Source organism: Leptospira venezuelensis, assembly GCF_002150035.1.
In the GTDB taxonomy this organism is placed as follows: Bacteria; Spirochaetota; Leptospiria; order Leptospirales; family Leptospiraceae; genus Leptospira_B; species Leptospira_B venezuelensis.
In genome coordinates, this window is record NZ_NETS01000010.1 from 1864827 (window position 1) to 1885623 (window position 20797).

Below are 20797 nucleotides of genomic sequence, written 5' to 3' on the forward strand. Positions count from 1 at the left end.
TCCATAAGGGCTAAGAAAATATAAAAGAATGGTGTTTAGAATATTCGGACTTCTATTTTCTTTCCTGATCTTTTCTTCCACATTCGCAGAAGGTATTTCAGATTCTCGCCTGGATGAGATCCAGAAAAGGGGAGAATTAAGAGTCACAGGAAATCGCAACTTCGATCCATTTTATATTTCAGATCCAAAGGACGGTTTTCCGGGATTTGATGCAGAGCTTGGAAAAAAATATGCAGAATTTTTAGGTGTTAAATACACATTCACGAATCGTCCTGAATTCGAGGATTATGCAGAAGCGATCAAAAGTGGAGAAGCGGATATTGCATTTTCTGGTTTAAGCTCTACATTAGAAAGATCTAAAAAAGGAAGTTTTAGCTCTCCTTATTTAGTTTCTTCTACGGGTGCATTGGTAAATAAGAATGCACTTCCTCCTCCTCCAGAAGGAAATATCATCTCGACGGTATATTTCAGAAGTGTAAAGGATCTGGAAAGCGTAAGCGGGCTTAGCTTTTCGGTCAGAGCATTTTCCGCCAGCCATGAATATCTTTTAAGTATTTTTCCGAATTCCAGAATATTCACTTATGGTTCTATGGAAAGCGCTTGGAATTCCGTGAAAGAAGGTCAGGCAAATTGTTTTGTAGGAGATTCTCTTTATATCAAAGGTTTACTTCTTAAACAGAGAAGTATTTTATCCAATTTTAGAGCACTCATAGAACCAGTTCAGGAAAATCATGTGAGTGCTTTACTTCCAAAGGGTGATATCTACTTCTCCCGTAATTTTGAATTTTTTCTGTCGGAGCTCAAACGAACCGGAGAATTAAAAAGTTTAGAGGATAAGTATTTTAACAGAAGTGATTGGGTGAAATAAAAACAGTCTAATTCGTATGGCAACTTTGACAAAAAGAAAGGCCCAAAATTCTCCCGGACAGATCTATGTAGATTCCAGTTGTATCGATTGCGAAACCTGCAGGATCTTAGCATCTGATATTTTTGGAGAAGACCAAACCGGTTCCTTTGTTAAAAAGCAACCTGAATCGGAATCCGAAAAATTCCAAGCCTTACAAGCATTAGTTGCTTGTCCAACAGCTTCTATAGGAACTGAAGATCGTATCGATCTAACCGAAGCAAAATTATCTTTTCCAAAACAGATCCAAGATGAAGTTTATCATTGTGGTTTTCATTCTAAGGATTCATTCGGCGCCTTCTCCTATTTAATTGTTAGGAAAGAAGGTAACGTACTTGTAGATTCTCCCCGATATATTCCATCTCTTTCCAAAAAAATAAAAAACCTGGGCGGGATCAAATATCATTTTCTAACTCATAGAGATGATGTGGCTGATCACGAAAAATTTCATAATGACTTTGGAACTCAGAGAATTATCCACGAAGGAGATTTATCTGCAGTTCCAAACGCAGAGATAGTGATCGAGGGAAAAGAGCCATTTTCACTCAGCGAGGATCTATTGATCATACCTGGGCCTGGTCATACAAGAGGACATTCTACTCTATTATATAAACATAAATTCCTATTTTCTGGGGACCATTTAGCTTACGATCCTAAGAAAGAAAGGCTGATCGCTTTTAGAGGTGCTTGTTGGTATTCTTGGGAAGAACAAACCAAGTCCATGCATGACTTGGAAAATTATGATTTCGAGTGGCTTCTTCCAGGCCACGGGCACCCCACTCATACGGATCGGAAGCGTATGAGTGAGATGCTTAGGTCCTGCGTTCTATGGATGCAAAAACGTTAGAATGATTCCCTGCTTCCTAAATATTCTTCCTGGCCTGAGAATACGCTCTCAGCGTAGGCAGGAACTCCTCCCCATTTTTTAACTGCTCCTGGTCCTGCGTTATAAGCAAGAAGGGCAATGCGGATATTTCCTTCATGGGTTTCCAACAAATGGTTTAGATAAGAGACACCAAGATGGATATTTGTTTCCGGTTCTAGTAGGTCTTGCTTCTTAAGATGTTTTCCTTCCCAAGATGCGATCCAAGATCCTGTCCCAGGCATGATCTGCATGAGTCCGAGAGCATTTTTCTTGGATCTTGCTTTTCTGTAGAATTCAGACTCCGTTTTGATGATTCCGAGAAGTAACCCTGCTTTCTCACCTTTTTGGCAATAAACTCCGCAGGCGCTATTATTGATCCTCTCTGATTCCTTTTCTACGGTTAAGGATAGAAGCTCCAGCTCAGATTCAGTAAGGCTTGGTCTCTCAGAACGGATGTATTCTTTAATTTGGGCGGATTCAGGCAGGGAGTTCCTACCAGTTGCGCTCTTTCCAATCAGGGAGCCTGCGATTGGGGCTACTAGGGATTGGTAGAGTAATGGTAACGAGGCGATAAATATGTATCTTTTTCGGATTTTAGGCTGGAGCATTCTCCTTGCCTCCCTTATGGTGCATTGCACCATATATGACCAGTCTTTTTGCGGTGCACTATGGGCCAAGTAAAAAAACATCCGATTTTTGGGGTTTGGGAAAAAAACTCGGATTTTTGGGGCGAATCTAGCCCTAAAGAAATCGAAAAGGGATTAATAGAGAAGCATCGGAAACAATTTTTATTTTGGAGTTATTTCCGAAATGATCGCACTCATTCTTTCACTCTAGTTTTTACTCTTCCACATATCTATATTTGAGTTACTTGCGAGACCTTCTCAAGATGAATGGGTTGGAAATAAATTTCAATGCGAAAAATAAATCTTTCGATATAAAGAAATTCCAAAATATAGATCAGAACATTTAGGAGGAGTTTGGAAATAAATTTACTAATCTTAAATGAGTATTTTTATTTGCGTTCGCTTCTCAAAACGATTCTCAGACTGAAATAAATATAACATTCGATTTATTTAATATAATTTTCGAAAAATAAAATATTTGGTGCAAATTTTCGTAACTGCTTCGTCATAATATTTAAAACCGGGAGATTTGTTGCACAGACAAATCTGAATAAAAAAAAAGAAGAACCTCCCTCGCGATGATCGATCCCGCGATAGAGAAAATTTAAAGATACATTACAAAAAGCTAAATCCGTTTTCGCTACGTTCGATTTTTAAAAACAAAAAACCTGAAATCGAATATTTTCTGGGGAAAAATAATGAGGGTATCTTTAGCTCTGTCCGTACTATACATTATTGTATTTTCACAATGTACTCAAATGGGAGAACCTTCTAGCGATCTCACTTGGGAGGAAAAACAACTTCTCTGGATATCATATGGAGAAGAAATGAAAGGCGGACTACAACTTACAAAAGCGGCCGCTCAGAAATGGGGCCTAGGCATTGATGTCTATCCTGCTAAAACCAGAGTGGATAGAATGAGAAACACAATCGCGTTTACTGAATCCGGTAAATGTCATGTGGAAGGAATTTCTCAAAAGAATGCAAAAGATTGCCAATTATTCTCTTCCAATCCATTTTATCTAGCGGCTTGTTCTATCAACGCAACTTCAAAAATTGAAAATAGTGTAATTTTTATTTTTAAGGACAGGATAAAAGCAACTGCAGATGCGATGAGGATGGAAGGAAGCACCATCGATGTAAAAGAATATATAATAGCAACCGTTGCACACGAAGTAGGGCATTGTCTTGGATTACAACATTCTCAAGATCCTAAAGATCTGATGTTCCCTATGTTAACTGGAAGTGTATTTGAACCTAGCAGAACTGAAATGCATGCTGCACAAGCATTGTATGATACTTCTTTGCCGCCAGGTTCCATAGACGATTCGAACCTTTATACAAAACAATCTGATTTTACTTACTTAAAACAATATACCGTGCCTTCATTTGCGGTATTCGGAAATATAAATATGGAAGAGGAAGACTGATAACCCCAGAACGGTAAAAACCGGTCAGTCTTCCTATGGTGCGAATCGAAGATTGCCGGGGATTAAACTCCCCGGTTTTTTTCTAATTTTTCGGCCAAGTCTACAAGCAGTCTTACACCATATCCACTTGGTCCGTTACCTATTTGGGTTCCGGAAGCTTTCTTTCTCCAAGCCGTTCCTGCGATATCAATATGTGCCCAATCAATACCCGAATCTACAAAACGTTCCAGGTATTTTGCGGCAGAAAGGCTTCCACCAGGGCGTCCTGCAATATTACGTAAATCAGCTATATCACTTTTTAGATCTTCACCGTATTCTTCCCATAAAGGCAAATTCCAAGTTCTTTCATCTGAAGAAGCGGAAGCTTCGTCCAGAAGACCTCTTAGTTTGTCGGAATTACTCATAACTCCAGCGGCTTCATGTCCCAAGGAAATGATGATTGCACCTGTTAAAGTGGCAAGGTCTATCATATAGTCCGGTTTGTATTTTTTTCCAACATAGGAAAGAACATCCCCTAGAACAAGACGACCTTCTGCGTCGGTGTTTTGCACCTCTACAGTGAGACCATTATGAGCTGTGTAAACGTCTCCCGGTTTTAGAGCGGCCGCATCCGGCATATTCTCTGCAACTCCTATCGCAGCTATCACAGGAACAGAGATGCCTAATTCTGCAATTGCACCGATTGCATGGATCACTGCAGCGGCTCCGCACATATCGTATTTCATTTCGTGCATATCTTGAGCAGGTTTAATACTTATGCCGCCTGAATCGAACGTAAGACCTTTTCCAATGAGAGCCAATTTCTTTTTGGATTTTGCTTTCGGAGGATTATATTCCAAAACGATCATTTTAGGTTTTTTATCCGAACCTTGGGAAACCGCGAGTATTCCACCCATCTTTTCTTTTTTAAGTTGGGGCTCATCCATTACTGTGATTTTTAGCCCTGCTTCCTTTGCGATCTCTTTGGAGCGAGAAACAAATTCTTCTGGAGTGAAATGATTTGCAGGAAGGTGAGCGATATATCTGGCACCGTTCACGTATTTACTGACGGCTCTAGATTTATCTAAACCTGCTTTCGCGGATTTTTCTGCATTAGGATCTTCTAATACAAAACTTACATTTCCGAATTTTAGTTTTTTCTCTTTAAAATCCTTGGTGAGGACATTGATTGGAAATGCGCCTAGGTCGATTGAATTTGCGATCTGATAAACTAAAGAAGAAGGAGAAAGAGTTTTTGTCAAAAATCTAGTAAGCTTGATCTCCAATCCTACCGAATCCCATTTGCGTAGTTTTTCCCCAATATTTAAGAAGATCTGCGCTACGGAACGGATACTGACTTTGTTTGAATTTCCCAAGCCCAGGTAGATAATTCTTTCAGATTCATCTGTAAAACTTTGTCCGGATTCTCCTGTAAATATACCCGAACGAATCTGTTCGGAAAATTTGGTCTCTAATTCTTTGGGAATATTATCTTTTGTAACCGGGATTACTTTATAAATATTTTTGGAAGTGTTCTTTCCGATGCTAAAATTGATTTTTGATTTTTCTATCTTCATTTTTTGCCCAACGCCTTGATATCGCCTAGTATCTCATCAACGTGACCTTTCACGCTTACTTTCGGATAAACTTTCAAAATTTTCAGATCTGTTCCAATTAGGAAGGTGGTTCTGAGAATCCCCATAAATTCTCTTCCCATAAACTTTTTCAACTGCCAGACTCCGTAAGCCTCGCAGATGCTTCCATCCTCGTCGGAGAGAAGAGTAAAATTGAGTTCTTGTTTTTCTATAAATTTCTGGTGGGACTTAACTGAGTCTTTGGATACGCCTACTACGTTATAGCCTTCCTTTTTCAGTCTCGCAAAATTATCTCTAAAATCACAGGCCTCAGTGGTGCAACCTGGGGTTTGGTCCTTAGGATAAAAATATAATACCAAACCTTTTTTCCCGGCCAAATCCTTAAGAGAGACCTTTTCCCCGTCTTGGTTCAGGGTCGTAAAACTTGGGGCTTTGGTCCCCGCTTTTAAAGTACTCATACAAAGACAAATGATGGGGAACTCGGCTTCTATACAAGATTTTTTGTTTTGTTTCCGATTTCGGGAGGGAAGAAGGTGCTAAAAAGCCTTGCGAAATCTAAAAACCTGACGATATTAAAAGTATGGATCCTAAAGAAAGAATGGAGCTGATCCGTCAGGGAAATCAGGCGTTCAATGAAGGTGATATTCGAAAGGCCAGGGAATGTTTTCTGAAAACGGAATACAAGGACGGGCTCATTCGTTTAGGAGACCATTTCATGTTCGAGAAAAAACTTCCGATCCTTGCTTACGGTTATTATAAAAAAGCGGGTTATCAGAGAAGGATAGACGAAATTTTCCAAAGAATGTTATGGGCCCTCTCTCAATGGATCGGACCCGATAAGTTCAAAAATCCAGAACCTGAAAGAAAGGCTCCGGATCCGGAAGATTTTGTTGTACATCCAATCTTAAGACAAACTGCATTGGATATACTCAAGAAAAACGGAATGTCTATCTAGACATTTACCGGCGCTGTATATCTCACAAAATCAATTCCGATCCCATTCGGATCAGAGATTGCGAAATGTCTATCTCCCCATTCTTCTTCCTTTAGATCCAAAAGGATCAACACGTTTTTCTTTTTCAGCTCAGAATACAGAGTATCCACGTCTTCGGTTTCAATTGTGAGATACATCCCAAATCCTGAATATTCCTTTTGAAACGCAGGGTTCTGACTTGGAAGATCCGGAAGTAAAAATGAAATTTCATGTTTTCCATTCGGGGTAGAAAGAAGAATATACCAATCATTCTCGAATACGATTTGGAAGCCTAATTCCCCTATATAAAATTCCTTAGTCTCTTTCAGTTTGTTTGTGACTATTCCTGGGTTTAATTTCATAAGTTTCTCCTATGCATTAAATCTAACCCGAAGTAGAAGAATCGGATTGTAAAAATCGGACAAAATATTAGCGGAATTTGCGTAAAGAAGAAGGAGTCAAACCAGTGAACTTCTTCCAGTCCTTGATAAAATGGGATTGGTCATAAAAACCTTCTCCTGTTTCTAACTGGCCATTTTCTTTCCAATTCTTGAGAGCAGTTTGGAATCTCAGTACTTTTGCAAATTCCTTAGGAGAAAGTCCTATGTTCTCTGAAAATAATCTTCTGAGATGTCTGGAAGAAATTTGAAAGCTCAATTTTTCCGTAGACTTTTGGAAGTCAGAATATAACTGGTGCAATGAATTTTGGACCCTTGGGTCAGTTTCCATAGACTTCTTCTTAAAAAGTTCTGAAAAATAAAGATCGCAAGTTTTAATTCGATTCAGGAAAGAATTAGAAATTCTTAATTTATCTTCTAACTCTTTTGCTTCCTGTGGAAATATTTCCGAAAAAGAATAAGTTTGAGCCTTGATTTCCCCTAAATCCATCTTAAAGAACCTGCGAATTCCGGACGGTAGAAATCGTATTCCAAACCAACGATCTCCAGGTTGGATCGGGAAACTTTCCAAGGAAATAGGGGAGAGTGAAATTAAGATATTGTCTTGCGAGTTAACATTTAAGATGAGATCCACGCAGGCATCTGGAACTACTTGGTATTGGCTTGGAACAGATAATTTGGAACTGAATTCCCAATAATATGCAATACAAGAGATAAGTTCAGTGCAAGGTGCAATTTCAGAATACTGGATTCCTAAATTGAGCTGTAATGGACTGAAATCATTTCTGTATTCCATCTTTTACTAAACCTAAGATAGGTTTAACTTCTTCCTTTAAAGTTTTCCATCGTATTATAAACTCCGAAAATTTTATCTGCAATCCAGTCGAAGACCGAAATCGGAAGTATTCCTTTGAGAGCATTAGAAAGATAAATTGTCCAAGGCAAAAGTAACCTCGGTTTTCCTTTTTTCATCGCATTCCAGACTTTTGTCGTTACATATTTTGGAGAAAGTATCGGAGTGAACAACATCCCTTTTACTCCCTCAAACATTCCCGTTGAAATATAGGCAGGATTTACAGTCATTACCTTTACATGGCCAAAACCCGATTGGAGTAATTCCAATCTTAAGGAGTCGCTCCATCCAGTCTCTGCCCACTTGGAGGCACAATATACACTCATTTTTGGATTCGAGATCAGACCTGCCGCTGAAGAAATGTTTACGATCCTGAAATCTCTTGATTTGTCGGCTAACATTTTTGGCAGTAAAAATCTAGTCAAATACATTGGACCTAAAACGTTAACCGACATTGTTTTTTCAATATCGGATTTAGGATCATGTTCCCAGAAATACTTTCCTCTTACGATACCTGCGTTGTTTATGATTATATCAATGCCGCCCAGTTCGGATTCGATCCTGGAAGATGCCTTTCGGATCTTTTCGAGATCGGAGACGTCTATAACTTCTGTAAGAATTTTTGTAGTATCCGATTTTAATTCCTTTGCGGTAAGACTCAGAGCTTCCGAATTTAGGTCCCAGAGAACTATTGCCGATGCCTTTTCTTGCACGGAAAGTTCGGCGTAAATTTTTCCCATTCCCATTGCAGCACCGGTGATCAATATTCTCTTTCCCTTTACGGTTTTCATATTATTTCCTTGGAGATCGTAAGTTTGTATAGGATCTTCTCTTTAAAATTCGTTTCGTCTTCACATTTTAGGGATAAGGTATCTGAGAAATATCAACGATTATTAATGTTTTTGAAAAGATTCGAATCATTGACAAAAAGGTTTTTCAAGTTCTTTTCAATATAGTGGTAGGTAGATTTATGCATTGGTCAATTCTTCCGTTTTGTATGATGTTAGTGGGTGTTTCGGTTTACGCGCAAGGAGGGGGTTCTGGCAAGGCTAGAATGGGAGGACCAGGAAGCCCTTGTTTTGAAGATAGGCAAAAATACTGTAACGATATCCCGAAAGGTCAGGGACGAATCAGAGATTGTTTGAAGGAAAACTCGGATAAACTTTCCCCGGAATGTAAGGAACATCTGGATAAAAGATGGGGACAGAAAAAATCCTAATTTAATAGGATAAAGAGGATTAAATCCGTTCTTTTCGGAAAGAATTCTTCTATCTCATTTCGTAGGATTCCGGATCTTGTCGTCTAGAATCCTTTTGAAATGTTTTCCAATAAAATTATATACCCGTTCCTTCTATCCTTAATTTTTACACTCTTTCCTGGTTGTTTTTTTTCCGGAAACGACAGGAAGAATGACAAAACTACCCAAACAACCCCTCCTGTCGAAAGACTTTATGCTTCGACCTGGTCCCAAGACTTTTATGCGATGATGAAGTATATTCATCTTTATGATGAGATCCATCCATTTTTATATAATTTGGAAGGTGGTCGCAATAATACCGGTCGTATACTTTCCGTTTGGAAGAAAGACGAAATAGATGAAAGGATCCGTTGGCTAAGACTCATGTCACCTCGGACATTGATCATTCCCACTATCTTTCGCTGGGAAAATGATTTCGAAAAAGTTTCGGATGTGATTGGACTGAATGGAAACACCAAAGTTAGAGATCTTCATATCCAAAATATTCTGAAAGAAATAGATACGTATGGATATGACGGAATCGATATAGATTACGAAGGGATGACCTGTGAAAAGAAAGAAGTATTTCAAGAATTTCTAATACTTCTTCGCGATGAACTGCATAAAAAAGGAAAAATTCTATCCGTAGCAATTCATCCTAAGACTGTCGCAGAAAAACCTTCTGTATACCCTTGTAAAGGTCTGAAAGCTCCGATCCAAGTGGACTTTTATGAGGCCTATAGAGGACAACTAACGCATGACTATGAGTTTTTGGGAAAAGTAGCAGACAAGGTCAAGATTATGGCCTACGAACTACATCCTCGCAAACAAGGTTTTCCTGGACCTGGCCCCCAGGCACCGGATTGGTGGATAGATAAAATATTAGAATATGCCGTTGCTCGTATTCCAAATGAAAAGCTGTATATGGCAATTCCGACCTACGGATATGACTGGGCATTACATTGTCAGGCTGAAACAAAATCAGTGTATTATTCCAGGGCAAAATGGATCCGAGAAAAAATGGCACCCAGAAAAGAAGAACCTACGGATGTATTAGAAATTTTTAAAACACAACCGAAGGCCGCAGATTGGACTTATCTTAGACCTTATTTATATAGACACCAAGGACATGTGTATTCAGATCCTTCTCTTTGGTATAGAATGGGTGGTTGCGATCGTGTAGCATTCTACATGAATAGAAGCGCTTTCGAGAAGAAAATGAAAATATTAGATAAGTATAAGATCCGAGGATTTTCTTTCTGGCAATTAATCGAAGATAACGATCCCGAGATCAATAAATACTTAGAAGAAAAATTAGGTCCTGAGCTTTCGGAAGTACATTAAGATTCCTTCATGATACTTCCGGAGATGATCAGTTTTTGGATCTCACTTGTTCCTCCGCCTATTTCTCCCAATCGAGTGTCTCTGTATAGACGGGACACTTTATATTCGTCCATATAACCTGCACCTCCATGTATCTGGACTGCGAGGTTTGTGACTTCTCTCGCTGCAGTAGTGGCAAATAATTTGCATGCGGCACATTTTCCGGAAAGACTCATAGTTGGTTTTCCTTCCGATTCTAATTTTTCCATTTCCCAGGCGGTATTATAAGTAAGCCATTTTGCTGCTTCGTATTTGGAATAAATTTCTGCGAGCATGAATGCAACTCCCTGATGCTGATAGATAGACTTGCCGAAACTTTTGCGGGAAGCAGAAAAAGATTTAGATTCATCTAAACAAGCCTTCATAACTCCTAAAGAATACGCAGCTAAAGAAAGTCTTTCTGCATTGAAGGTTTGCATGGTTTGTCTAAATCCTTTTCCTAGTTTGCCCAAGATGTTTTCTTCCGGAACTTCTACATCTTCAAAGAATAAAGCTCCAGTAGGGGACGCTTTTAATCCCATCTTATCCATCGCAGCAGATCTGGAGACACCTTTGGAATTCAGATCTACAATAAAATGAGTGAGTCCTTTTTCTTTCCCGGATTCATCTTGGGTCCTTGCAAGAACCAAACAATAATTTGCATTTGGAGCATTCGTAATATATGTTTTTTGTCCAGAGAGAAGATAACGATCCTTTCCTGACTTTTTAGCGAGAGAAGAAAGTCCTGACACATCTGAACCACCATCAGGTTCAGTAACACCTAAGGAGCCGATTTTTTTGCCTGCGATAATATCAGGTAAATATTTTTTCTTTTGCTCATCAGTCCCGAAATGTTTAATAGGAAGTCCGAATAAACCTGCAGACGCCCCAGCGCTGAAAAAGGTTGAACCGCAAGATTCGGAAATGATCTCCATTGCCAACGTGCTTAAAAAAATACCTGCACCCTGTCCGCCGAATTCCTCTTCGTGTAATAGGCCTAGGTAACCTGCTTCTCCTAATTTTAGGTAATGGGATCTTGGAAGTTCTTTCGTTTTATCTGCCTCTTCTGCAAATGGATGAATTTCCTTTTTGCAAAAATTGCGAAATGATTCTGTGAACTCTTGTTCATCGGAGCTTAGGCTAAAATCCATTTATGATTCCTCGGATCCTGCTAAACTTGAAGAAACATATACGAAGGCAAGTAGAATTCTCTGCGACCGAATATTGTTTGTTAGGAACAAAAGTTATATATGGGTTTAATCCGAAATGATATATTCAGAAAATTTAAAATACTATTTCCCCTTAAAGACCGCAGTTCTTTTTTCCAATAAGGAGCGGATTCCTTCTTGGCCGTCTTCTGATTTTAAACAATCGGTAACCAATGGTACTAGATCATCAATTGCTTCCAGATCTCCAACTTCGATTGCTTTTCTTGCGTTTGCGAGGACTGCATCGATTGCCTTTGGAGCCTGTGCGGAAATTTTTTCAGCAAGTTGTATCGCTCTTGCTAATAATTCTTTTTTAGGTAAAACTTCTTGCACGATCCCGATCCGATACGCCTCAGAAACGTCGAAAGTATCACCTGTCAGGATATATTTCATTGCATTTCCCCAACCGGAAGCTCTTACAAATCGGATCGTTGCTCCACCAAAAGGTAAAATTCCTCTTTGCACTTCCATCTGAGCGAATATTGTTTTTTCGGCTGCGAGAGCGATGTCGGAGGCTAACATTAATTCGATCCCTAAGGTTAGGCAAAATCCATGAACTGCAGTGATTAAAGGTTTTTTGCGAACTCTACCGGTTCCGCCAGTATCCCAAGGATTGATATTTCCCTTTTGGAAAAAATTTCTGCCTTGTTCTATGATTGATTTAGCAACATCTTCCAATTCTAAACCGAAAGTAAAATGAAGACCATTCGCATACAGAACCGCACATCTGGAATTTGGATCATCTTCGTAAACTGTAAGCGCATCACTTAACTCCATGATCATTTGTGTATTCATCGCGTTTCTTGCATCCGGGCGGTTAAGTGCGATACAAAACACAGGACCTTTCTTTTCAATTTGGATATAAGTATACGATTTCATAAAATCCTCCGTGGCAGGTGGACCATATAGTCTACTCATTCGATCCTATGTCTTTTGTTTTTCTAAATTTGATGTCAAACTTTTTGATTTTTAGAAAGAGCTAATTTCGTTTCCCAACTAAAATAATTTGAATAATAATCCTTACAAATTCAGAGTTCGATTATTGAGGATGGTAAATTCGTATCATTCTCCCTTTTTCCAATCGCATCTCCGTAGATGGCGGAACCATTCGAATTGATCTCGAAATCTTTAAAAGACCAAGTATAGTCAGGAATTTTATCTCCATTAGTATCCAAATGAAATTTTAAAGTTTCTCTTGCTCCTGATTTTGGTCGTAGGGTACTGAAGCTCAGTAATCCGGATCCTGTATTGCTAATATTGGATGTATTAGATCTTAAAATTTTATTATCTGGATAGGTGGCTTCCATCCAAGAATTCCATTGGTTTTTAGGTAAATCTGTTCCAGATGGAACAAAGGAAGCTACATTAATAAAAAGTAAAATAGAATATCCGAATGCATCGAATGAGCTTGGTGCTTCGTCTTCCATGAGTATTTCTGCAAAATTTAGGCTAGTGCCGAAGCTTCCGTCGCTATATACAACGTTTGCACCAATCCTTAATTTTTTCTTTGGGGTCCAATTAGTGTGAATATCTAACTTAGGAGAAAAATCCTTTAGATACATGGTGATACTTTTTTCCCCCGCATCATCAGAGTAATACATCTTATCCAAATCCCCGTGGCCTTTGTATTTAGCTTGGACTGTAATACCGTTTTCATCCTTAAATTGGCTTACTAATACAATCTGTCGTATGGTCCTATTTTCCTCAACCGGGCGAACTTTAATCTCGATATCCGAATAGTTTATGTATGAAAGAAAGGATAACCTGGAAATTTTTTCTGGAAATTCTACAATAAAACTTTTGTTACCAGGAATAGATGTTTTGAATGAATAATCTCCTAAACTTAGCAAAGATTTTGTGAGTGATAGGTTCTTAATTTCATTAGTCACTCTAAATCTGTATGTTCCTCCTCCGCTTAGTGGATCTGAAGATTTGAATTGAAATGTTTTGTTTCCGTCTAATGAGCCAGAAATCGGCTTTAATTGTAAGCAAGTATTAAAACCATCATTTGAGATCTGAAAGGATGATCCAGTGCAGTCAGAGTTATTTGTATTTAATATAATTGAATTTGGATCTACCGCTTCACTAAATTTTACAGTAATGGAAGAAGTAATATTTACTAAAGAAGCGTTATTCGCCGGTTCTGTACTCTGAACGATTAGAGGTAGATTTGGATCCGGATTTTCCGGTTCGGTCGGGATATGAGAAATATCTTCTTCTTTAGAAACGGTTCCGATCAGGAATTTTATATCGTCCTTCGGATCTTCTCCGCAATTGAATAATCCTGCGTAACAGAATAGAATAGAAATTATAATCTTGCGATCCATTCGGGTCTTTCTCACTTTATGAGAAAAGATTACTATTTTTTGGACCTTTCTCGCAAGACCCAGATGTCATGTTGGCCTATTACAAGTGTGATGTTTTTAAATTTTAACGAAGCTCTGTTCGGAATCTCCTTAGATTTTAGCTTGTAGGAGCTCCTACAGAAGGTTGACAAGCTGTAAGGATAGTGGATAAAGCCTTGGATGCCTAATCTTCCGATTCTTTTTCCGGAACAGATCTCTCAATCTCCGGTTTTCTGGATTTTAGTTTCATTTGCGGTCTTCGGAACTTATCTAGGAGCCTTATTGTGTATAGGACAAAACATTTTAGAAAGGAAAACAGCCCTCAATCGTTTGCTTTCTTTATTGTTTGTATGTTTGGGTTTATTACAAGGCACATGCTTATTTTATGTGTTTGGACTTTCTTCTTCATTTCCGAGAATTGTTCTTCTCCATGTTCCTGTTTTGGGTACCATAGGTCCCATCCTATACGGCATTCATAAAATTATTCAAAATTCGGAATTCGAAAAATCTACATTAGGTTTAAGTCTTAAACATTCCCTCCTTCCTGGGATCATTTGGATTCTGTATTTTATAAGTTTTATACCTGATTCAGATACGATTAGAGAAGGTCTCGATACATTTTCTGAAACAAGGACCTCATTAGATCTAGTCTTTCTTATCCCATTACTCATACTCGCTGCCTATATCTTAGGGTTATTGAGAGGAAGTAGAATATTATTTAAACCGAATGTTTTGAAAGAAGAATGGACTGCAAGAGTTCTACTTTATATTATTCTTGCGACAATCGCAAACCATTCCGTAGGTGCATTCTTTCTAATGGATAAAAATCCTCTCTTTCTATTGATAAGCGCATCTATGATGGGTTTAAGTCTTTGTATTTCTTACTTGATCGGTAGAAGATACCCTGCTTATTTCCAAAACCTGCAAGAAGTCGCAAGAGTCACCTTCCAGAAATATTCCCGCTCCTTATTACAAGGAATGGATATAGCAACACTCAGAGAAAATTTGCTAAAAGGAATGGAAATCGAAAAGTTATACAAGGATGAGGATTTGAGTTTGGCAAGTCTTGCAGATGAACTAGGACTTTCTTCTCACCAACTTTCAGAATTGATCAACCAAGAAATGGGCAAAAATTTTTCGGCATTTGTGAACGAGTATCGGATTAGAGAGGCCTGCGAACTTCTCTCCAAAAATAAGGATTCTTCTATCCTGGATATTGCATACGAGGTGGGATTTAGGAGCAAAACCTCCTTTCATAGGGCATTTCAGAAAGAAGTTGGAGTTCCCCCATCCGAATATAGGGAGAAAAATTCGTAAATAACGGTCCCATCCTATCAATTGAAACCGATTTGGCGGTATCGGTTTATAGAATGGAACGACGGATTTGAGAACCTGGATATAATTCCACCTATCAGTTACAACGGAGTGGATATGAGTTCCTTGGCCCTTGAGCGAAAAAACATTTCGGATAGATTTACCGAAAAAGAAAAAACAAAACGTATTATCAAATGGATTCGCCGTTCGGATTCTAAACTCAGAAAACGTTTCTCTTTTTTACAATATCAGAATGCGATCGGATTCGGGATTACTATAGGTTCCGCTTTAGGAATGATCCTACTCGGAAGTTTGTATGTAATGGATATCATTCCATTCTGGGCCTGTATTATCGGAAATGGAATCTTAGCTTCCTTTCTTCATGAGATGGAGCATGACCTGATCCATAGCATTTATTTTAAAGAAAATCCTAAGATGCAAAACTTTCTATTCTGGATGGTCTGGTTATTCCGGGCGAATACCGTTAATCCTTGGTTTAGAAAAGAGATCCATCTTCTTCATCATAAACTTTCAGGAAACATTGAAGATATCGAAGAAAGATTTATTAGCAATGGAATGCCTTGGGGAATCAGACGCATACTTGTGATGATAGATCCGATCATGGCAGTTGTTCTGCAAGGACCTAAGATCAGAAAAGATGCAATACGTTATCTTGCAAAAATAAAGGCAAAGCCTATAAAAGGGCCTTACCGTTTAGTTTACCTTCTTCTTTGGTATTCATTTTTGATTTGGGGAATGATCTCTTTGATTAATTGGTCATTAGGAAGCACTATAAAAGAATCTGAAACTGCAGCCTATATTCATAATTTCTTAAATACTGCTGCGGTAGTATATTTGATCCCTTGTTGGCTTAGACAATCCGCTATACAGATTGTATCTTCTAATATGCATTATTACGGAGATGTGAAGAGTTTATACCAACAGACCCAAGTGTTGGATTCTTGGTGGATATTACCTTTACATTTGTTCTGCTTTAATTTTGGAGCCACTCATGGTATACATCATTTTGTGGTAACACAGCCGTTCTATCTACGACAAGCAGTCGCACCTAAAGTAAAACCATTCTTAAAAAAATATGGAATTCGTTTTAACGACTTTGAAAGTATGACAAGGGCGAATCGTTACCAAAAAGAAGAAATGGATGGTATTGCGATTCCGGCCTAGTACTTTAAAGTCGGAAATGGCATGCAAAATTTAAAAGAATCTGAAAGACCCCAAGGTCAATTCATTCGATCCTTAGACCAAGCGGAGGCAAATTTCTGGTTATATGACCGTGCTTCCTCTATGAACTTCTGCGTAATGGCAGAAGGAGAGGGTTCTTTTTCAGAAGAAAGTTTACGTAAAGCTCTGGACCTTATCCAAAACAAACATGCGTTAGCTAAGGTTCAGATCTTAAAACAAGCCGGACAAGATTCTCATTTATACTTTGCAACGTCTGACAAAAAAATCCCGATCCAAAAAGATCTCTATTCTCCTGATTGGAAATCCAAATTAGCCAAGGAGACCATTCGACTTTTCGAATTAGGAGATGCTCCTTTAATCAGAACTATATTTTATACATCCGGAGATTCTAAATTTGCTATCGGAGTTATCTTCCATCATAGTATTGGAGATGGAAGATCAGGTTGCAGATTTCTTTTAGATGTATTCAGAGCAAGTACAGGGGAAGCGGATGAGATCGAAGAAGATTCAGAATATTCTTCTCTAATGGAATTATATCCTGCGGAAGAGTTGTACAAAGGAGGACCTAAACCTGAAAAACCTCTAACTATTCCGCAGTTCTCTCGCAAAAAAGAAGAACAAGATCCTGAGATCATTAGTTTTTATCTGGAAGAAGAAGATGTAAATTCTCTCTTAAAAACTTCTAAACAAAAAAAGATCTCCTTTCATGGGATCTTAGGTGCTTCACAAGTAACTGCCCTAGCGGATTTTTTTGAAAGAAGTCAAGAAGGAGTATTATATCTTTCCACACCTGCGGACTTAAGGCCTCATTTAAGCCATCCTGTGCCTGATTCGGCATTAGGACTTTATATTTCTCTATTCACCACTCCTGTAAATATCAGAGATCCTTTTGATATGAAAGCAAAAACGATCATGAATGATGTAAGGGGTCGTATCGGCAGAAGGGAGGGGAGGGCATTTTACGAACTTCTTCCGCCTTCGGAACAATTTTTGGAAAAAGAAGATGGGCTAAAACTTTTCCAATTGTTAATGAACCGAAATCCTCAGTCCAGCTTATTGAGTAATGTGGGAATCATTCCTGTTTTGGCATCTGATGAAATAAAAGTTAAAGAACTCTCTTTTACTGTCCATCCAGCTTTGACCCAAACTATTTTTACTACTGTAACCACTTATGAAAATAGAATGGCAATCAATATAAACTACGACAAGAATCGTTGGAAGGAAACGGATATTTCTCAGTTCGCATATTCTTTCCGAAAGAATATACTATCGAATTCTTGAAACTGTCGCGAAAGGATTTCTCGCTCCTTAAGGGTTGTTCAAAATGGAAGGATTCTTTTTCTGTTTATAAAAACTCTTCTGCCCAGGATCCAACCCCAGATCAAGAGCCCGCAACCTAAATAAGAAATCAGATTTGGGATCAGAAGAATTTTCACTTCTGCAAGGACGGGAACTTGCATAGTCAAACCTGCGAGCATTATAATAGTATGGATTTCTGCGACTCTTGATTTCTTATCATCTAGATATTTGCCCAAACCTCCTCCGCTGATGAATGCAAGAACTCCGAAGATTGCTCCGACTCTTCCGACATATGCCGCGACATATTCAAAATTTTGAATATCCGGAAATTGGAATAGAATTAGAAGCGGACGAGAAAAAAGAAAGCTTAAGGCAATTATCCCTATATACCGATGAAGCTTAAGTTTATTTTTAGGTGAAAGTTCCAAAATGGAAAAACTTAAGCGGGATCTCCGCTGCCTACTGGAATAGGTTCGTTTTCAGGAAGTAAACTTAAACCGTTAGCTTCCAGTTCAGGTTCAGGAGTTGTATCGATCTGGATCGGCTGTGATTTTTTGGAAAGTTTAAAATAATAATACAACGGAATAGAAGATAGAGTAAAGCCAAAACCCCAAAGAGCCTCTGCGCTTTTATTATAGAGCAACGTCGCAATAATTAGAATATTAGAAAGTATGTATAAATAAGTAGAATATGGATAACCAGGAATCTTGAATTCATTCTTTAGATGTCTTTTTTCGAAAATAACAGGAGTATATGCTGTGATGGTTGCAAGTAATAGAGTAGAGCAGGTAATCAGATACAAGAGCGATTCAATTTCCTTTACGAAACAGAAGAGACAAGCATACAAGAACTGAAAGATCAAAGATTTATAAGGGCTATGATATTTAGAATGTAATTTTGCCATGCTCGGAAAAAAGAATCCATCTCTTGCCATCGCAAAATAGATCCTAGAGCCACCTATAATATAAGCGGAAATTCCTCCCAGGAATACCCAGCAAATAAATGCAGTGATTAGAATGTTTACACCATTTCCAAATAAAAATCCGGAAGCGGTTACACCAATCTTCTCATCTCCCGCCAAAAACTGAATAGGAGCGGAGCTTAAATATAGAAAATTGATCAGAACATAAAGAAGGGTAACTAAAATACAGGAAACGATCACTGCTTTGTATATATTCTTTTCCGGATCTTTTACTTCTTCTGCAACATAGGTAATCATATTCCAGCCTAAATACGAAAAAGTGACTGGGATCGCGCCTGCAAGTAAAAGGTTCCATTCATTAAGGTCAGAAGGGAGAAGTGAAAAGGATTCAAAATTCTGAATATTATAGTTCCCTATAGTGAAACCCAAGGTCACAAAGGCAACCAGGCCCAAAATTTTGAATGTAGTGAAGAAATTCTGGATACGAGACGCTAATCCTATCCCAAAAAAGTTCACAACTGTAAAAAATAAGATAGTAGAAATCCCTATGATCTGAGCTACACCCAATGAAAATGTGATCCCTAAAAACTTGGACTCTAAAAAGTAAATGTCCCAACTTGGGTTGAACAAAGTTAAAAATGATTTAGAGAATGCAATCGCGGAAAGAGAAATGGATGCAGAAAAATTTACAGATAAAGAAAGCCAGCCACTGGAAAACGCAATGATAGGAGAGTAAGCCTCCTTTAGATAAACGTAATCTCCCCCTGCATAGGGAAAGATACTTGCCGATTTCGCATAACTCATTGCACCAGCAATCGCCAAGAACCCACCTAAGATCCAACAAAGAAGCGCCCAATTTGGATTTGCAGTCTGGGTCAGTATATAACCCGTAGTGATAAAAACCCCCGGTCCCACCATAGAGCTGAACATAAGAGAAATAGAATCGTAAAGATTAAGAGAGCGGCGAAGTTTCATTTAGAGTTTTGGTCAAAATAGCCCCTTTACTTTCGCTCACAAGACATTTTCATAACCATTTAAATCACTCATTGTAGGAGCTCCTACATGACTTGTTGTAACTACTATAAATGAATTGGGCGGCTCCTCACTTCGTGAGGACCGGGCTACTTCGGGTTCGCGCATTCGCGCTCATCCGGCAAAGCCGGACTAAAGCCCTTCGTATCCCTGCCGCAGCGACCCATAGGAAGCGAGGCAACGACCGCGAAAGCGAGTCGGTGGCCATAAGGCCAAACGAGAGAAACGTTATAATCAAAACCATTAAGTCTAAATCGAAGTGATAGCTAAAACCAACACGCTGCATCCTGCCGCAGCGACCCATAGGAAGCTGGTGTGTCCGAACGGTGCAATTTGTTGATTAAAAATTTAGCTTCGCTTTGCTCAGCTACCCTTCGGGAATCTCACTCCCTATGGGTCGTTCGATTGGCAACGACCTTGCGAGCGATCCGTAGAGAGCGAGCAAGCTCGAGATAGCCGGGAGGCGTAATCGAGAGCATGCCAAGTTTATTCGAAGGCGAGTCGGTGACTGAAGCGTAGCGAAGTCAAATTTGTAATGGACAGGTTGCATAAAAACGGACAAAGCACCGCAGCGACCCATAGGGAGCAAAAAACCCGGAGGGTGGTTGAATGAAATGAAGCCAAATTTCCAATCAAACAAACTCAGTATAAATCTTCCATCGAAAGCTTAACTAAAAGCAACACACTGTATATTGCCGCAGCGATGTTTTGTATGTAAATTTTGTTGGAGTTCCTACAAGGTTCGGAAGATCGCCCCCACCCTGAGCTTTGGGTGGGGGGAGTGGCTCGTGGGAGAATTCGTCTGCCATCTGCTTTATCACATTCTGTCGCTTTCGCAATCAGTATCTGACTTTTATGCGGAATTATGATTACCGGCCTTCTGCGACACTGTCGCTCAATCTTCTCTCATAAGATATATTAAAATATCATAATAAACTAAATCTATGTCCCGAAGCCTTTCGAGGTATCGAAATCTCCTTAAATTCATGTCCTACTTATGTCGCATTAGAATTGGTGATTTGCAAAATTAAAGAAAATAGATTTGTAAAATTTCTTTAAAAACAGTTTGACTGGCCGGGTCGATTCCGTATTTTGGTCTTCTGGCCGTTTTTCGGTCGGTAACCGAAATTTTCGGATAGAACGGCATTCGCCCTTCGAACCGCAAGTTTAGGGAAGAAACAAAGTTCTTTTACAACGAATATAACTGCGAATGAGAAATTAAATTTTTTTATTAGCTGAGATTGTTCCATGA

Annotated in this window: 20 protein-coding genes; 9 read left to right on the top strand and 11 right to left on the bottom strand. The window is 38.8% G+C overall.

What is annotated here, in order from left to right:
- The first annotated feature begins 28 nt into the window (after positions 1 to 28).
- Entirely contained in the window at positions 29 to 868 is an 840-nt protein-coding gene (locus B1C82_RS16090; protein ID WP_086448493.1) for a substrate-binding periplasmic protein, read from the top strand.
- Between the two features lie 16 nt (positions 869 to 884).
- Positions 885 to 1751 (top strand): MBL fold metallo-hydrolase, encoded by an 867-nt coding sequence (locus B1C82_RS16095; RefSeq protein WP_086448494.1) that lies wholly within the window; start codon positions 885 to 887, stop codon positions 1749 to 1751.
- On the opposite strand, the gene B1C82_RS16100 is transcribed toward B1C82_RS16095, so the two are convergent.
- A complete protein-coding gene (locus B1C82_RS16100; RefSeq protein WP_086448495.1) occupies positions 1748 to 2377 on the bottom strand; it encodes a lytic transglycosylase domain-containing protein in 630 nt (209 codons plus the stop codon). The two genes, B1C82_RS16095 and B1C82_RS16100, sit on opposite strands and share 4 nt — an antisense overlap.
- Before the next feature lie 716 nt (positions 2378 to 3093).
- Between B1C82_RS16100 and B1C82_RS16110 the strand changes: the two genes are divergently transcribed.
- Positions 3094 to 3825: a matrixin family metalloprotease gene (locus B1C82_RS16110; RefSeq protein WP_234008402.1), complete on the top strand. Its 732-nt coding sequence runs from the start codon at positions 3094 to 3096 to the stop codon at positions 3823 to 3825.
- A 62-nt stretch (positions 3826 to 3887) separates the two neighbouring features.
- On the opposite strand, the gene B1C82_RS16115 is transcribed toward B1C82_RS16110, so the two are convergent.
- Both B1C82_RS16115 and bcp read right to left on the bottom strand, forming a co-directional pair.
- Complete coding sequence (locus tag B1C82_RS16115) at positions 3888 to 5381, bottom strand: leucyl aminopeptidase (protein WP_086448497.1); 1494 nt, start codon at positions 5379 to 5381, stop codon at positions 3888 to 3890.
- Positions 5378 to 5857: a thioredoxin-dependent thiol peroxidase gene (gene bcp, locus B1C82_RS16120; protein ID WP_086448498.1), complete on the bottom strand. Its 480-nt coding sequence runs from the start codon at positions 5855 to 5857 to the stop codon at positions 5378 to 5380. Before bcp ends, B1C82_RS16115 begins: the two co-directional genes overlap by 4 nt.
- A 122-nt stretch (positions 5858 to 5979) precedes the next feature.
- Here bcp and B1C82_RS16125 point away from each other — a divergent pair, with 122 nt between their 5' ends.
- Positions 5980 to 6354, top strand: coding sequence for a hypothetical protein (locus B1C82_RS16125; RefSeq protein ID WP_086448499.1), 375 nt, complete (start codon positions 5980 to 5982; stop codon positions 6352 to 6354).
- Here the strand turns inward: B1C82_RS16125 and B1C82_RS16130 are convergent.
- The 3 genes from B1C82_RS16130 to B1C82_RS16140 all read right to left on the bottom strand — a co-directional run bounded on the left by B1C82_RS16130 (position 6351) and on the right by B1C82_RS16140 (position 8414).
- Positions 6351 to 6734: a VOC family protein gene (locus B1C82_RS16130; RefSeq protein ID WP_086448500.1), complete on the bottom strand. Its 384-nt coding sequence runs from the start codon at positions 6732 to 6734 to the stop codon at positions 6351 to 6353. The genes B1C82_RS16125 and B1C82_RS16130 overlap by 4 nt on opposite strands.
- Positions 6735 to 6801: 67 nt before the next feature.
- Complete coding sequence (locus B1C82_RS16135) at positions 6802 to 7566, bottom strand: helix-turn-helix domain-containing protein (protein ID WP_086448501.1); 765 nt, start codon at positions 7564 to 7566, stop codon at positions 6802 to 6804.
- Positions 7567 to 7589: 23 nt separating this feature from the next.
- On the bottom strand, positions 7590 to 8414 hold the full coding sequence (locus B1C82_RS16140) for an SDR family NAD(P)-dependent oxidoreductase (protein ID WP_086448502.1): 825 nt from the start codon (positions 8412 to 8414) through the stop codon (positions 7590 to 7592).
- A 179-nt stretch (positions 8415 to 8593) separates the two neighbouring features.
- On the opposite strand from B1C82_RS16140, the gene B1C82_RS16145 reads away from it, so the two are divergent.
- Together B1C82_RS16145 and B1C82_RS16150 are read left to right on the top strand one after the other, a co-directional pair.
- Positions 8594 to 8842, top strand: coding sequence for a cysteine rich repeat-containing protein (locus B1C82_RS16145; RefSeq protein ID WP_086448503.1), 249 nt, complete (start codon positions 8594 to 8596; stop codon positions 8840 to 8842).
- Between the two features lie 264 nt (positions 8843 to 9106).
- Positions 9107 to 10204, top strand: coding sequence for a glycosyl hydrolase family 18 protein (locus tag B1C82_RS16150; RefSeq protein WP_411550339.1), 1098 nt, complete (start codon positions 9107 to 9109; stop codon positions 10202 to 10204).
- Here the strand turns inward: B1C82_RS16150 and B1C82_RS16155 are convergent.
- The 3 genes from B1C82_RS16155 to B1C82_RS16165 all read right to left on the bottom strand — a co-directional run bounded on the left by B1C82_RS16155 (position 10201) and on the right by B1C82_RS16165 (position 13757).
- Positions 10201 to 11373, bottom strand: coding sequence for an acyl-CoA dehydrogenase family protein (locus B1C82_RS16155; RefSeq protein WP_086448505.1), 1173 nt, complete (start codon positions 11371 to 11373; stop codon positions 10201 to 10203). The two genes, B1C82_RS16150 and B1C82_RS16155, sit on opposite strands and share 4 nt — an antisense overlap.
- A 141-nt stretch (positions 11374 to 11514) precedes the next feature.
- Positions 11515 to 12309 (bottom strand): crotonase/enoyl-CoA hydratase family protein, encoded by a 795-nt coding sequence (locus B1C82_RS16160; protein ID WP_086448506.1) that lies wholly within the window; start codon positions 12307 to 12309, stop codon positions 11515 to 11517.
- Between the two features lie 149 nt (positions 12310 to 12458).
- Complete coding sequence (locus B1C82_RS16165; protein WP_086448507.1) at positions 12459 to 13757, bottom strand: Ig-like domain-containing domain; 1299 nt, start codon at positions 13755 to 13757, stop codon at positions 12459 to 12461.
- Positions 13758 to 13955: 198 nt separating this feature from the next.
- On the opposite strand from B1C82_RS16165, the gene B1C82_RS16170 reads away from it, so the two are divergent.
- The 3 genes from B1C82_RS16170 (at position 13956) to B1C82_RS16180 (ending at position 17573) form a co-directional block, all read left to right on the top strand.
- A complete protein-coding gene (locus B1C82_RS16170) occupies positions 13956 to 15092 on the top strand; it encodes a helix-turn-helix domain-containing protein (RefSeq protein ID WP_086448508.1) in 1137 nt (378 codons plus the stop codon).
- 114 nt (positions 15093 to 15206) lie between these two features.
- Positions 15207 to 16274 (top strand): fatty acid desaturase, encoded by a 1068-nt coding sequence (locus B1C82_RS16175; protein WP_199775800.1) that lies wholly within the window; start codon positions 15207 to 15209, stop codon positions 16272 to 16274.
- A 21-nt stretch (positions 16275 to 16295) separates the two neighbouring features.
- Positions 16296 to 17573, top strand: coding sequence for a phthiocerol/phthiodiolone dimycocerosyl transferase family protein (locus B1C82_RS16180; protein ID WP_086448510.1), 1278 nt, complete (start codon positions 16296 to 16298; stop codon positions 17571 to 17573).
- Positions 17574 to 17611: 38 nt separating this feature from the next.
- On the opposite strand, the gene B1C82_RS20855 is transcribed toward B1C82_RS16180, so the two are convergent.
- Positions 17612 to 17827 carry a hypothetical protein gene (locus tag B1C82_RS20855; protein WP_234008401.1) on the bottom strand — a complete coding sequence of 72 codons (216 nt, stop codon included), beginning with the start codon at positions 17825 to 17827 and terminating at the stop codon, positions 17612 to 17614.
- Between the two features lie 203 nt (positions 17828 to 18030).
- On the bottom strand, positions 18031 to 19488 hold the full coding sequence (locus B1C82_RS16190) for an APC family permease (protein ID WP_086448512.1): 1458 nt from the start codon (positions 19486 to 19488) through the stop codon (positions 18031 to 18033).
- Positions 19489 to 20797: the final 1309 nt, after the last annotated feature.

Bases quoted from the DNA above. Each gene is read 5' to 3' on its own strand.
- B1C82_RS16090 (WP_086448493.1), top strand. From the start codon at position 29: ATGGTGTTTAGAATATTCGGACTTCTATTTTCTTTCCTGATCTTTTCT.
- B1C82_RS16095 (WP_086448494.1), top strand. From the start codon at position 885: ATGGCAACTTTGACAAAAAGAAAGGCCCAAAATTCTCCCGGACAGATC.
- B1C82_RS16100 (WP_086448495.1), bottom strand. From the start codon at position 2,377: ATGCTCCAGCCTAAAATCCGAAAAAGATACATATTTATCGCCTCGTTA.
- B1C82_RS16110 (WP_234008402.1), top strand. From the start codon at position 3,094: ATGAGGGTATCTTTAGCTCTGTCCGTACTATACATTATTGTATTTTCA.
- B1C82_RS16115 (WP_086448497.1), bottom strand. From the start codon at position 5,381: ATGAAGATAGAAAAATCAAAAATCAATTTTAGCATCGGAAAGAACACT.
- bcp (WP_086448498.1), bottom strand. From the start codon at position 5,857: ATGAGTACTTTAAAAGCGGGGACCAAAGCCCCAAGTTTTACGACCCTG.
- B1C82_RS16125 (WP_086448499.1), top strand. From the start codon at position 5,980: ATGGATCCTAAAGAAAGAATGGAGCTGATCCGTCAGGGAAATCAGGCG.
- B1C82_RS16130 (WP_086448500.1), bottom strand. From the start codon at position 6,734: ATGAAATTAAACCCAGGAATAGTCACAAACAAACTGAAAGAGACTAAG.
- B1C82_RS16135 (WP_086448501.1), bottom strand. From the start codon at position 7,566: ATGGAATACAGAAATGATTTCAGTCCATTACAGCTCAATTTAGGAATC.
- B1C82_RS16140 (WP_086448502.1), bottom strand. From the start codon at position 8,414: ATGAAAACCGTAAAGGGAAAGAGAATATTGATCACCGGTGCTGCAATG.
- B1C82_RS16145 (WP_086448503.1), top strand. From the start codon at position 8,594: ATGCATTGGTCAATTCTTCCGTTTTGTATGATGTTAGTGGGTGTTTCG.
- B1C82_RS16150 (WP_411550339.1), top strand. From the start codon at position 9,107: ATGATGAAGTATATTCATCTTTATGATGAGATCCATCCATTTTTATAT.
- B1C82_RS16155 (WP_086448505.1), bottom strand. From the start codon at position 11,373: ATGGATTTTAGCCTAAGCTCCGATGAACAAGAGTTCACAGAATCATTT.
- B1C82_RS16160 (WP_086448506.1), bottom strand. From the start codon at position 12,309: ATGAAATCGTATACTTATATCCAAATTGAAAAGAAAGGTCCTGTGTTT.
- B1C82_RS16165 (WP_086448507.1), bottom strand. From the start codon at position 13,757: ATGGATCGCAAGATTATAATTTCTATTCTATTCTGTTACGCAGGATTA.
- B1C82_RS16170 (WP_086448508.1), top strand. From the start codon at position 13,956: ATGCCTAATCTTCCGATTCTTTTTCCGGAACAGATCTCTCAATCTCCG.
- B1C82_RS16175 (WP_199775800.1), top strand. From the start codon at position 15,207: ATGAGTTCCTTGGCCCTTGAGCGAAAAAACATTTCGGATAGATTTACC.
- B1C82_RS16180 (WP_086448510.1), top strand. From the start codon at position 16,296: ATGCAAAATTTAAAAGAATCTGAAAGACCCCAAGGTCAATTCATTCGA.
- B1C82_RS16190 (WP_086448512.1), bottom strand. From the start codon at position 19,488: ATGAAACTTCGCCGCTCTCTTAATCTTTACGATTCTATTTCTCTTATG.